The organism is Pseudomonas sp. Pseusp9, from assembly GCF_059491265.1.
Genome location: NZ_CP168500.1, coordinates 1,986,608 through 1,999,850 on the forward strand (window position 1 = coordinate 1,986,608; position 13,243 = coordinate 1,999,850).

Below are 13,243 nucleotides of genomic sequence, written 5' to 3' on the forward strand. Positions count from 1 at the left end.
CAGCCCCCATCTTGGTTTCAAGCTTACTTCCATCTGTTTACGGCCTTATGGCCGCCGTAGAGGCGAAATCATGAAGACAACCATCGAATTGCCTCTCCTGCCATTGCGTGATGTCGTGGTTTATCCGCACATGGTTATCCCGCTGTTCGTGGGGCGCGAGAAGTCTATCGAAGCCCTCGAGGCTGCGATGACGGGCGACAAGCAGATTCTTCTGCTGGCCCAGAGAAACCCGGCTGACGACGATCCCGGTGAAGATGCCCTGTATCGCGTTGGTACAATTGCTACCGTTCTGCAGCTGCTGAAGCTGCCTGACGGCACGGTCAAGGTTCTGGTCGAAGGCGAGCAGCGGGGCGCCGTCGAGCGCTTCAGCGAAGTGGACGGCCACTGCCGTGCCGAAATCTCCCTGATCGACGAAGTCGAAGCGCCAGAGCGCGAGTCGGAAGTGTTCGTTCGCAGCCTGCTGTCGCAGTTCGAGCAATATGTGCAGTTGGGCAAGAAAGTCCCGGCTGAAGTCCTGTCGTCGCTCAACAGCATCGACGAGCCGGGCCGCCTGGTGGACACCATGGCCGCGCACATGGCCCTGAAGATCGAACAGAAGCAGGAAATCCTCGAAATCATCGATTTGTCGGCCCGGGTCGAGCACGTTCTGGCGTTGCTGGATGCCGAGATCGATCTGCTGCAAGTCGAGAAACGCATTCGCGGTCGCGTCAAAAAGCAAATGGAGCGCAGTCAGCGCGAGTACTACCTGAATGAGCAAATGAAAGCCATTCAGAAAGAGCTCGGCGACAGCGACGAAGGTCACAACGAAGTCGAAGAGCTGAAAAAGCGTATCGATGAGGCCGGCCTGCCGAAAGACGCGCTGGCCAAGGCGACGGCTGAACTGAACAAGCTCAAGCAGATGTCGCCAATGTCCGCGGAAGCGACCGTGGTGCGTTCGTACATCGACTGGCTGGTTCAAGTGCCGTGGAAGGCCCAGAGCAAGGTGCGCCTGGATCTGGCGCGCGCCGAAGACATTCTGGATGCCGACCACTATGGCCTGGAAGAGGTCAAGGAACGCATCCTCGAATACCTCGCCGTGCAAAAGCGCGTGAAGAAGATTCGTGGTCCGGTGCTGTGCCTGGTCGGTCCTCCAGGGGTAGGTAAAACGTCCCTGGCGGAGTCGATTGCTCACGCCACCAACCGTAAATTCGTGCGCATGGCCCTCGGCGGTGTGCGTGATGAAGCGGAAATTCGTGGTCATCGCCGTACTTACATCGGTTCGATGCCAGGAAGATTGATTCAAAAGATGACAAAAGTGGGGGTCCGCAATCCGCTGTTCCTGCTCGATGAAATCGACAAGATGGGCAGCGATATGCGTGGCGACCCGGCGTCGGCGTTGCTGGAAGTGCTCGATCCCGAGCAGAACCACAACTTCAACGATCACTATCTGGAGGTCGATTACGACCTGTCCGATGTGATGTTCCTGTGCACCTCGAACTCGATGAACATCCCGCCGGCGTTGCTGGACCGGATGGAAGTGATCCGTCTGCCGGGCTACACCGAAGACGAGAAGATCAACATCGCCGTCAAATACCTTTCGCCGAAGCAGATTGCAGCCAACGGCCTCAAGAAAGGCGAGCTGGAGTTTGACGAAGAAGCGATCCGCGACATCATTCGTTACTACACCCGTGAAGCCGGTGTACGTGGGCTTGAGCGTCAGATTGCCAAGGTTTGCCGCAAGGCGGTCAAGGAGCATGCGCTGGAAAAACGCTTCTCGGTGAAGGTCACCGCAGACATGCTGGAGCACTTCCTGGGCGTGCGCAAATTCCGCTACGGCCTGGCCGAGCAGCAGGATCAGATCGGCCAGGTGACCGGGCTGGCGTGGACTCAGGTGGGCGGCGAACTGCTGACCATCGAAGCCGCTGTGGTGCCGGGCAAGGGCCAGTTGATCAAGACCGGTTCCCTGGGTGACGTGATGGTCGAGTCGATCACCGCAGCCTTGACCGTTGTTCGCAGTCGGGCGAAAAGCCTGGGCATTCCCCTGGACTTCCATGAGAAGCGCGACACGCACATCCATATGCCGGAGGGGGCAACTCCCAAGGACGGTCCTAGCGCCGGTGTAGGCATGTGTACGGCCCTGGTGTCGGCATTGACCAGTATTCCTGTACGCGCGGATGTCGCCATGACCGGTGAAATCACTTTGCGTGGCCAGGTACTGGCGATTGGCGGTTTGAAAGAAAAACTGCTGGCTGCCCATCGTGGCGGAATCAAGACCGTGATCATTCCTGAAGAGAATGTGCGCGATCTCAAAGAGATTCCGGACAATATCAAGCAGGATCTACAGATTAAACCGGTTAAATGGATTGACGAGGTCCTGCAAATTGCGCTGCAATACGCGCCGGAGCCCTTGCCGGATGTGGCTCCGGAGATAGTCGCGAAGGATGAGAAACGCGACGCAGATTCTAAGGAAAGAATTAGCACGCATTAGTACGTATTTGCCTGGGGGGCTTTCTTGACAGCTTTTTAGAGCCCTTGTTATAAAGCGGCTCTTAAGTGTCTGTAGGCCATTCAGCACTCGTTTTTGCTTTCACCAAAAAAACTTAGAATCATACTCAAATAGATATAAGGGGACTTAGAGTGAACAAGTCGGAACTGATTGATGCTATCGCTGCATCCGCTGATATCCCGAAAGCTGCTGCTGGCCGTGCGCTGGACGCTGTAATCGAATCCGTCACTGGCGCTCTCAAGGCTGGCGACTCTGTTGTTCTGGTTGGTTTCGGTACTTTCTCCGTAACTGATCGTCCAGCTCGCATTGGTCGTAACCCTCAGACCGGTAAGACGCTGGAAATCGCAGCAGCCAAAAAACCAGGTTTCAAAGCCGGTAAAGCACTGAAAGAAGCTGTCAACTAAGTTCGATTCAGGTTTTTACCCATCCGGGTCGGGGTCATGCCTGACTTGGCAGCGGAGCGGCAGTCCTGGCTGCAGGTCGCCGGTTCAAGACACCGAGGGTCGCCCGTTCGAGCCCTTGATCCGCTCCGCCAGTTACGAGAAGGCGCATCCTCGGATGCGCCTTTCTTCTATCCGGATTCTACCCACGCTCCACGGTTGCCTAATTTTGAAGTTCAACCGTTTCTGGGGGACGCATGCTGCAGAATATCAGGGACAATTCACAAGGCTGGATTGCCAAGACTATTATCGGGGTCATCGTTGTTCTGATGGCCTTGACCGGTTTCGATGCCATTTTCAAGGCCACGTCGCACAGCAATGATGCGGCCAAGGTCAACGGCGATGAAATCAGCCAGAACGAACTGAGCCAGGCGGTCGATATGCAACGCCGCCAGCTCATGCAACAGCTGGGCAAGGATTTCGATGCTTCCCTGCTGGATGAAAAAATGTTGCGCGAATCGGCTCTGAAGGGCCTGATCGATCGCAAGCTGCTGCTGCAAGGCGCAGAAAAGTCGAAGTTCGCCTTTTCCGAAGCCGCGCTTGATCAGGTCATCCTGCAAACACCAGAGTTTCAGGTTGATGGCAAGTTCAGCTCCGAGCGTTTCGACCAGGTGATTCGCCAGCTCGGCTATAGCCGCATGCAATTCCGCCAGATGCTGGCTCAGGAAATGCTGATTGGCCAGCTGCGTGCCGGCCTGGCAGGTAGCGGTTTCGTGACCGATGCACAGGTGCTGGCGTTTGCCCGTCTGGAAAAACAGACCCGCGATTTCGCCTCCCTGAACATCAAGGCCGACCCGGCGGCTGTGAAGCTGACCGACGAAGAGGTGAAGGCCTACTACGACGAGCATGCCAAGGAGTTCATGACGCCGGACCAGGTGGTCATCGATTACCTGGAGCTGAAGAAGGCTGCCTTCTTCGATCAGGTCAGCGTCAAGGACGAAGACCTGCAAGCGGCCTATCAGAAAGAAATCGCGAACCTGTCCGAGCAACGCCGGGCTGCGCACATTCTGATTGAAGTGAATGACAAGTCCACCGAGGCGCAAGCCAAGGCGAAGATCCAAGAGATTCAGGCCCGTCTGGCCAAGGGCGAGAAATTCGAGGCGCTGGCCAAGGAGTTCTCCCAGGATCCGGGTTCGGCGAACAACGGCGGTGACCTGGGTTATGCAGGTCCCGGCGTCTACGATCCCGCGTTCGAAAAGGCCCTGTATTCGTTGGCCAAGGACCAGGTATCGGAGCCGGTTCGCACCGACTTCGGTTTCCACCTGATCAAGCTGTTGGGTGTGGAAGCCCCGGAAGTGCCAACGTTCGCCAGCCTGAAAGACAAGCTGACCCGTGGTCTGAAAACCCAGCAGGTCGAGCAGCGTTTCGTCGAGGCGAGCAAGCAACTGGAAGACGCCTCGTTCGAAGCGTCCGATCTGGCGCAGCCAGCACAGGACCTGAAACTGACCGTCCAGACGTCCAAGCCGTTCGGCCGTGAAGGCGGTGAGGGTATTGCGGCCAACCGTGCCGTAATCACTGCCGCGTTCAGCCCGGAAGTCCTGGATGAGGGTGCGAACAGCACCGCCATCGAGCTCGATCCGGAAACCGTGGTCGTGTTGCGTGCCAAGGAGCATCTGAAGCCTTCGCAATTGCCGCTGGAGAGCGTCTCTGCCGCGATCCGTGTGCAATTGGCCAAGGAACACGCCAGCGCCGACGCCAAGACCAAGGCTGAAGCCCTGATTGCCAGCCTGCGCGATGGCAAGACCCCGCTGGATCAGGCGGTCAACGGCCAGGCCTGGAAAGTCACTGAAGCGGCCACTCGCGCTCAGGAAGGGGTCGACCCTGCCGTGCTGCAAGCGCTCTTCCGCATGGCGAAGCCAGCGGCCAAGGACAAGCCGACCTTCACCAGCGTGACGCTGGCCGATGGCAGCCTGATGATCGTGCGTCTCAATGGCGTGAACGAAGCAGCGGCACCGACCGAAGAGGAGAAAGCACAGTATCGTCGCTACCTCGCTTCGCGCATCGGCCAGCAAGACTTTGCGGCTTATCGCAAGCAGCTGGAAAGCCAGGCGGACATCCAGCGTTACTGATGCCTGACCAGGTTTAGCGTTGCACAGGAGACCCCGGCCGAAAGGCCGGGGTCTTTTTGTTTGGCCGTACGTCAGTTGCCGCGGTGACTTCTGTGCAAAATCGGGGTCAATCAGCCTGTAACCGTTTTAAGACACAATCGATGCTCCGCTAAGCATCGATCTGTTGCACAATATGCCCCGAACCGTTTTCCTCAGGATGTTCAATGTTTAAATCACTTCCCATGCGGATTGTCGGGCTGGCAGCCGTGCTTGCCGCCGCGGCCGGTTGTTCATCGAACAAAGGCGCCATCTACGAGCATGAGAATTTCGACGATTCCGGCACCTTTTCCCGAAATTATCCGGTCACCGATACCCAGAGCTGCGAAGCCGCCCGTCGCGCCTTGCTCAGTCAGGGCTACATCATCACCAGCAACGATTCGAAGCTGGTCAGCGGTCACAAGAGCTTTCAGCAGACCGGCGAGAACCACATGGAGATCAGCTTCAGTGTGGTGTGTGCCGATGATGGCAGCGAAGGGCATCACGCGACCGTATTCGCCAACGCCCTGCAGGATCGTTATGCGCTGAAGAAAACCAACAACTCTGCCAGTCTTGGTGTGGGTGTGTTGGGCTCGGTGTCGATGCCGATCGGCTCCTCCGATGACTCGATGGTCAAGGTCGCCAGCGAAACCGTATCGTCTGCCAAGTTCTACGAGCGTTTCTTCGCACTGGTCGAACTGTTCCTGCCGCCGGAAGCGAAAAAGGCTGCGCATATCACCGAAAAGCCGAAAACAGACCTGGGCATTCCTGAAGCCAAGACCGCACCGCTCGCGCCTGCCCCGGCAGCCGCACCCGCTGCAGAGCCTGCTGCAGTTGTTCCCGGGTCGGCACCCGTCGAGGCAACGCCTGCGGCCTCCGAGCCGGTTGCGCCGCCTCCTGAAGCGGCGCCGATCACACCGGCCAGTGTAGAGCCTGCCTTGTCTCCGCAGATCATCACGCCACCGTCGAACCCGAGTGACTTGCCACCGCCGAGCGAACCCATTCCGGCGATGCCGGTCACCGGCCAGTGAGAGTGATGCCACAGGATCGGATCAAACGATCCTGTGGCCAGCTCAATGATTGACCCGCATCAAGCAAGTCCGCTGTTCTGCGGCCTCCCGCGAAAAAGCCGATGATAGATTCCTGACCAGCTGCTACGTTTTATTCAGTAGCGACAGAGTGTCGTGTCCGCGTCATTTTTCTTTCACGCGGGCACTTTATGCTCAAGGAATGGGTCATTTATTCAGACGTTTTCAATACTGGTCGGGGGATTCAAGAATGGACGATTATCAAGAAGAGCTGCTCGAGTACCAGGCTTTCGAACTGGACCCGCTGGAGCCGGCGGAAGACGCTACCGAGTTGTAGGCATCAGGCGGATTGGCGATGGCTGCGGCGAAATTCGCCGGGAGTCTGCCCGTTCCAGCGTTTGAATGCGCGTTGAAACGCTTCGGCTGAGGCAAAGCCCAGCAGGTAGGCGATTTCTCCGAACGCCAGTTCGGTGTCGCGTATGTAGGTCATGGCCAGGTCGCGACGGGTTTCATTGAGGATTGCGCGAAATTGCGTGCCTTCCTCGGCAAGCTTGCGGCGCAAGGTCCAGGTGGGCAGCTTCAGGCGTGCCGCCACTTCTTCCAGTTCGGGTTCCCGGCCACCATTGAGCAACGGCCCCAGCAGCGCGATGATGCGTTCACGCAGGCTGCGGGTGCGTGTCAATTGTTCCAGCTCCCGCTCGCACAGTTGCAGCAAATGCCGCCAGGTGCTCGGGCAATGCTCGGGGTTGCGCTGGGCGAGACTTGCCAGGCTCAGGCGCAGTTGATTGCGCTCGCCGCCAAACTGAATCGGACAGTCACCCAAAACGTCATAGGCCGCGCGGTAACCGGGCTCCTCGAATTCGATCTCGATACGTTCGGCGCGAAGCGGGGCAGGGCTGACACTGGATAATTGTTGCAACCAGCCAGCGATGATCGAATCCACCACGAAGCGGTTGTAGGCGTTATAGGGGCTGATCGAATAGAAACGCAGCCAGGCGCCCTGGGCATCTTCGTGAAAACTTGATTGGCCCCGATAATTGGAACCATACAAGGCTTCGAATCGAATCAGGCACCGGGCGGCTTCACGTACTGTCGGCGCCTGGGCGGCGGTGACTCCAGCGAGGCCGATCTGGCTCAGGCGACTGAGCTGTCCCATGCGCAAGCCAAGGGCCGGGTTGTCGGTCAGTTGAATGGCGCTGTGGCCCAGGCGCATGTAGCGCGGTATCGACAGCCGGGCACCGGCTTCGCTCAGGCGCGCGGCATCGAGGCCGTATTGATCGAGCAGTGGCAGCGGATCGACGCCATGACTGCCCACCGCATCGGCCAGGCTATGAACGAAGCCCACCGACAGATCGCCCAGGCGCATCGGCTGCGGTTTCATGGCTTACAACCAGAGGTTCAGCAAGCGCGCACCCTGGGCGTTGCCGTCGGCAAAGTGTTGGCCGTTGCTGCTGAGGAAACTGTTCCCGGCGCTGCCCTGATCCCAGAACCGGCCCCGCAGGAACACACTCATGCCGGCGACAGCCTGACTGTCCGGTTTCCGGGTCGTGAGGGTCAGGTGTTGCCAGGCCTGGCCTTCACTGACTTCTCCTGGCTTCAAGTTGACCGAGGAAGGCGCAGGCGACCCCCTGTAGCCGCGCCACGGCTGATCCCAGGTGCCACGGCCGGCGACAAAGGCCGGTACCGCAACCAGCTGAACGCTTTGTTCGTTGAGCTTGAGGTAGTTTTCCGGGTACCAGCTGTCGCGGCCGATCAAAACACCCAGCCTTCCTGCCGGGGTATCAACGACGTTGAGCGAGTGCTCGCCGTTCGCCTTGATCCCGGCATGTCCTGCGAAGAACGGATGCATCTGGCGCTGGGGCTGGCCAATCGGCAGGCCTTCGTTGTCGAATACGACACTGCTGTTGTACAGCGCGCCGCGGCCGATTTTCAAAGTGCCGTCGATGATGCTCGGTTCGGGCAGCACAATGGAGCCTGCCACCAGCGTCACATGAAATTCCCTGGCCAGCCCTCCGAACAATGCCTGGTAGTCCCTGGCCATCGCCTTGGCTTTCATGCGCAGGTGGGCATCGTCCAGACGGTTGCCACCCTCGGCGCTGATCAGCGCCTTGGCGAACTTGAGGGGATTGCTCACCGCCAGCCAGTTCATGGCCTCCTTGAGGGTGCTGGCCTGATACAGCTCATCCTTCTCGCCGCTGACCATCAGCCAGGTACCGACATGTTCCGGCAACACCACGACAGTCTTGCCGTTCAACAAACCCTGGTCCCGGGCTGCTTGCAGATAGGCCGCAAGCTTGCGGTGCAAACGCTCGGGACTTTGATAATCGGTAGGAAACAACTCGGGCTGAATGCCCAACAGATTGCCACGGTCCGCAGGCGTACCCCGGTCGACAGCCAGGTTGATCCGCAGGTCCGAAAGGTAATGCCCCACCGGCCGGTCCGCGGCCCACATCGCGTAGGTCGTGAGGGCGGCGAGTAACGCCATGGAGAATGTCAGGTACAAAAGTTTGCGCATGGGGAAACAGTTTACAGCCTGGAGCCGGGCTTGGCTTTTCATTAGGGGCTGGATCGAGCATAAAGGGAATCAAGGGCTTAGTGGGCAAATTTCAACGTTGGCGGTCTTTTCGCTGGCGGCTGTCGTTCTGCACCGGGATGCAGTCATGAACGAAGGGGGCAAGCGAGAAGTGCATTGACAGGCGGGGATCATGGGCGGGAAGTGCCGTTCAGCCATCACTTCGCTAGACCAGCCCAGTTGGTGAGCATCATTTGGTGACCAGCAGTTCCGGGCCGAGGTAGTTGTTGATCTGATCGATATCGTCGTCGCCCAGGCTGCCTACCGAAGAGGCCAGACGCAGGCGCGACAGCAAATAACGTATCTTGGCTTCGAACAGATCGTGGCGCGCAACGAAGAGCAGCTCTTCGGCATTGAGGACGTCCGAGTTGGTGCTGGTGCCGCCCTCTTTGAAGCCCTTGCGTGACGATGCCAGTGAGCGTTCGTTGGACTCAACGGCCTTCTCCAGTGCGCGAATGCGTTTGGCGCCGCTCAGAATGCCTTGATACTCACGGGTGGTTTCGGTGATGACTTCCTGTCGCGCGGCGTCGAGTTCGTCCATGGCCTTATCGCTATTGGCACTGGCCTGGCGTGTCAGCGCGCTGACGCCGCCACCGCTGTACAGCGGGATATTGACCTCCAGCCCGATTGAGCCGTAGTGGTTGCGTTGATTCAACTCGGAAAGTGACTGGCTCTCACCCGCGGTGTAGCCGGCAATGAAATCCAGTGTTGGCCAGTGGCCGGCCCTGGCACGATTCACTTCTTCTGCTGCGAGGTCGCTGCTGTAACGGCGCGCATGGATCAGCGGGCTGTCGGTCTGGGCTTTGACCAGCCAGTCCTGCAGGCTGCTCGGTAGCAGCGGGGGGGTATCGAAGCTCGGGCGCAAAGTGGTCAGTGACTCGGGGGTTTCACCGATATATTCCTCAAGTTTGCGGCGTGCGTTGATCAGGTTGTCTTGCGCTTCGATCAGCTCGGCGTCAGCGAGGTCGCGGCGAGCGGCCGACTCGTCGATGTCGGTGACGGTGCCGGCCCCCAGCTCCATGCGCCGCTTTGCCGAAGCGAGTTGCTCTTCGAAGGCGGTCAGTTTGGATTTGGCCAGGACGATGGTTTCGCTGGCCAGGAGCACATCGAAATAGCTTTCGGACAAGCGCACCGCAGCGTCCTGGGTCTTGGCATCGAATACCGCGTTGCTGTAGTCGGCACGCTGCTGACCCTGGCGGTACTCGGCCATCTTCTGTTTGTTGAACAGCGGCTGGCGCAGGCGCACGTTGGCGCCCTTGGAGTCGTAATGGAGATCTCTGTCGATGCCGCTCTGGCTTTGGGAGCCATTGACCTTGTTGTGGTAGCCCGAGGCATTGATCTGCGGGAGCAGGCCAGACTTGCCAATGGCGCGGTTTTCCTGGCCGGCCTCTTTTTCATGCACGGAGGCCTGGTAGATGGGGCCCTGGAACTGCAACAGGTCCCAGGCTTGCTTGAGGTCCATGGCACCGGCCGGCAGGGCCAACCCCAGCAGGCAGAAGAACAGGCAATGACGTTCCATCTCATTGTTCCTTGAATGAACTGTCCACACGATCGAGCATTGGTTTAAGAAGATAGCTGATCATGTTGCGTTCGCCTGTCTTGATGGTGACGCTGGCGGGCATGCCGGGGCGAATGTGATTGCTGCCAAGCAGGCCCATGCCATCGGGTGTGACTTCCACCTGGGCCAGATAGAACGGTTGCTTGCTTTCCTCGTCCATCAGACGGTCGGCGGAGATGGTCTTCACGCGGCCGGGGATGTTTGGCGTCCTGGCATGGTTGAAGGCCGGGAAGGAAATGTCCACGGGCAGGCCGGGGACCATCTTGTCGATGGCCTGCACGGGAATCATCGCGTCGACCTGCAGTGGTTCGTTGAGCGGAACGATTTCCATGATCTTGAAGCCGGGCTGAATGATCCCGCCGACGGTGGCAATGCTCAGTGCCTGGACCATGCCGTCGATTGGCGCACGAATCACCGTGTGGGTCACTTCATAGTCGAGCGAGCGCAAGCGGTCGGCCAGGGTCGTGTTTTCCTTGGCGGTTTCAGTCAGCTGCGACTCGACTTCCTTCAGGTAATCGTGCTGGCGCTGCAGGATGCGCAGCTTGATTTCGGTGGTCTGGCTGCGCACGCGGGCGATGTTGTTGAGGTTCTCGGCCTGGCCGGCGGAGAGCTCGGCATTGTTGCGTTCCAGCTCAAGCAGGCGGTTGCGCGGCACATAGCCTTCGGCCGTCAGCACGCGAGTGCCTTGCAGTTCCTGGTTGAGGAAGCTGATCTGTGAGGCGCGGGCGCTATAGACCTGCTGCAAGCCCTTGAGCTGCACTGCTGACGCCGCAAGGTTCTCCTGCAGGATGCTGATTTCGCCAGCGAGACCGGCGCGCCGGGTGTCCAGCAGGCGCTGTTGCAGGTCCATGGCGGCTTCCAGACGGTGGTCGCCTTTGAAGCGCTGGAGCAAATCGGGGTCGAAGTTCACCACGTCGCGGCCGTCACGTTCCGCTTCCAGGCGGTTTTCCACGGTCTTGCTGACGATGTACTGGGCGCTGACCGCACCCTCTTCGGCAGTGGCACGCAACGAGTCGAGGCGGACCACCTCCTGACCTTTTACCACCAGATCGCCTTCGCGAACGAGAATGGCTTCTACGGTACCGCCGCTGAGGTGCTGCACGGCTTTGCGATTGTTGGTGACTTTGACCGTGCCTGTCGCTACTACGCCGGCATCCAGCGGCGCCAGCCAGGACCACAGGAGGAAACCGCCGAAGCCGGCGAGCACCAGCCACACGCCCCACCGCGCGGGTTTACCGACGTCCAGATCTACCACGCTCTTGGTATCGGCTTTGATCATCTCGGTGTGTTGGCTCATTTGCATGATCGGTCACTCCCGTGCTTTGACGGAGGCTAGCGGAGTCGATGCGCCTGCCGGCATCACACTGGCCTTGCGCAGCGCTGCGAATACTTCATCGCGCGTGCCGAGCATCTGCACGCCGCCGTCGCGCAGCATCAGCACCTTATCGACGGCGCAGAGTACGTTGGGGCGGTGGGAAATCAGAATGACGGTAGCGCCACGGCCCTTGAGTTCGGCCAGCGCATCGACCAAGGCCTTTTCGCCGAGGTCGTCGAGGTTGGCGTTCGGCTCATCCAGCACGATCAGATTGGGCTCGCCATACAACGCCCGGGCCAAGGCGATGCGCTGCTTCTGGCCACCGGAAAGCGGGCTGCCATCGGTGCCCAGACGGGTGTCATAGCCCTGCGGAAAACGCAGGATCATCTCGTGCACGCCAGTGGTCTTGGCGGCGCGGATGACCGCTTCGCTGTCCACTTCGCCAAAGCGCGCAATATTGTCGGCGATGTTGCCCTCGAACAGCTCGACGTCCTGTGGCAGGTAGCCGAGCCATGGGCCTAGTTCGCCCTTGTTCCAGGTGAATATGTCCGCACCGTCCAGGCGCACTTTGCCGGCCTGGGCCGGCCAGACGCCAACCAGCAGGCGGGCGAGGGTGGATTTGCCCGAGGCGGACGGACCGATGATGCCAAGGCTTTCGCCGGGAACAAGGCTGAAGCCTACCCCGCGCAGAATCGTGTTGTTGGTGCCGGGGGCACCGGCATACACATTCTCCACCGCCAGCATGCCCTGCGGCCGCTGCAGCGACATGCTCGGTGGCCGACGCGGATAGTCGTGCAGCATCTCGTTGAGCCGGCCCCAGGCCGTGCGGCAGCCGAGCAGTTGCTTCCACGACGCGATGACCTGTTCCACCGGCCCCAGTGCGCGGCCGGTGAGGATCGAGCAGGCAATCATCATCCCCGGGGTGATCTTGCCTTCGATTGCCAGCAGCGCGCCGGCGCCGAGGATCAGGGACTGCAACGTGATCCGCACGAAGCGTCCGGTGCTGCTGATCAAGGCGGCGCGGTCGGAGGCCAGGGTCTGCATTTCCAGAATGCGCAAATGGCTCAGGTACCAGCGCTTGCTGATCGACGGCAACATGCCCATGGCCTCGATGACCTCGGCATTGCGCAGGTTGTTGTTGGCGTATTGGGCGGAGGAGAGGGCAGCCTGGTTGGCTTCGGCCAGCGGCTTCTGCGTCGCCTTTTCAGTGAGATAAGCCAGGCCCATCAGAATCAGCGAGCCGATCAGTGTCAGCAGTCCGAGCAGTGGGTGGATCAGGTAGGCGACCAGCAGGTAGATCGGCGTCCACGGTGCATCGAAGAAGGCGAACAGGGAATTGCCGGTGACGAACTGACGAACCTGGGCGAGATCTTGCAGGGCCTGGGCCGGATTACCTCCGGCGCGGCTCAGGTTGCGCTCGAATGCCGCGGTGAAAATGCGCCGGTTGAGGTCCATGTCGAGGCAGTTGCCGACCCGGATCAGCACGCGGGTGCGGACCATTTCGAGTGTGGACATCAGCAGGAACAGTCCTACCACCAGGACAGTCAGCATCGTCAGTGTCGTGACATTTCGACTGACCAGGGCTCGATCATAGACCTGCAGCATATAAACGGCTGGCGTCAACATCATGACGTTTATGACGCCGCTGAACCCTGCCAGCAAGTAAAAACTGCGGCGCATGCGAAAAAGCGCGTCGGCCAGTTCAGAACGGATGCTCGCCTGCTTGGGCATGTTGGTCCTCCCACATCGAAATGCCGGTCG

9 protein-coding genes are annotated in these 13,243 nt (G+C 59.6%); 4 read left to right on the forward strand and 5 right to left on the reverse strand.

Annotated elements, in window-relative coordinates:
* Positions 1-70: 70 nt before the first annotated feature.
* The 4 genes from lon to ACEN8E_RS09090 all read left to right on the forward strand — a co-directional run bounded on the left by lon (position 71) and on the right by ACEN8E_RS09090 (position 6,040).
* Positions 71-2,467 (forward strand): endopeptidase La, encoded by a 2,397-nt coding sequence (lon, locus tag ACEN8E_RS09075; protein ID WP_495592310.1) that lies wholly within the window; start codon positions 71-73, stop codon positions 2,465-2,467.
* 149 nt (positions 2,468-2,616) lie between these two features.
* Positions 2,617-2,889: an HU family DNA-binding protein gene (locus ACEN8E_RS09080; RefSeq protein ID WP_002552737.1), complete on the forward strand. Its 273-nt coding sequence runs from the start codon at positions 2,617-2,619 to the stop codon at positions 2,887-2,889.
* A 233-nt stretch (positions 2,890-3,122) separates the two neighbouring features.
* Positions 3,123-4,994, forward strand: a complete 1,872-nt coding sequence (locus tag ACEN8E_RS09085) for a SurA N-terminal domain-containing protein (protein ID WP_495592311.1) — start codon at positions 3,123-3,125, stop codon at positions 4,992-4,994.
* 203 nt (positions 4,995-5,197) lie between these two features.
* Entirely contained in the window at positions 5,198-6,040 is an 843-nt protein-coding gene (locus tag ACEN8E_RS09090) for a DUF2242 domain-containing protein (protein WP_495592312.1), read from the forward strand.
* Between the two features lie 337 nt (positions 6,041-6,377).
* Here ACEN8E_RS09090 and ACEN8E_RS09095 read toward each other — a convergent pair whose 3' ends face one another.
* From ACEN8E_RS09095 to ACEN8E_RS09115, 5 genes are all read right to left on the reverse strand, one after another.
* Positions 6,378-7,418: an AraC family transcriptional regulator gene (locus ACEN8E_RS09095; protein WP_495592313.1), complete on the reverse strand. Its 1,041-nt coding sequence runs from the start codon at positions 7,416-7,418 to the stop codon at positions 6,378-6,380.
* Positions 7,419-7,421: 3 nt separating this feature from the next.
* Entirely contained in the window at positions 7,422-8,552 is a 1,131-nt protein-coding gene (locus ACEN8E_RS09100) for a nitrilase-related carbon-nitrogen hydrolase (protein ID WP_495592314.1), read from the reverse strand.
* Positions 8,553-8,799: 247 nt separating this feature from the next.
* Positions 8,800-10,128, reverse strand: coding sequence for a TolC family outer membrane protein (locus ACEN8E_RS09105; protein ID WP_495592315.1), 1,329 nt, complete (start codon positions 10,126-10,128; stop codon positions 8,800-8,802).
* Between the two features lies 1 nt (position 10,129).
* Complete coding sequence (locus ACEN8E_RS09110; protein WP_495592316.1) at positions 10,130-11,470, reverse strand: HlyD family type I secretion periplasmic adaptor subunit; 1,341 nt, start codon at positions 11,468-11,470, stop codon at positions 10,130-10,132.
* 6 nt (positions 11,471-11,476) lie between these two features.
* Positions 11,477-13,213, reverse strand: a complete 1,737-nt coding sequence (locus tag ACEN8E_RS09115) for a type I secretion system permease/ATPase (protein ID WP_495592317.1) — start codon at positions 13,211-13,213, stop codon at positions 11,477-11,479.
* Between the last annotated feature and the right edge of the window lie 30 nt (positions 13,214-13,243).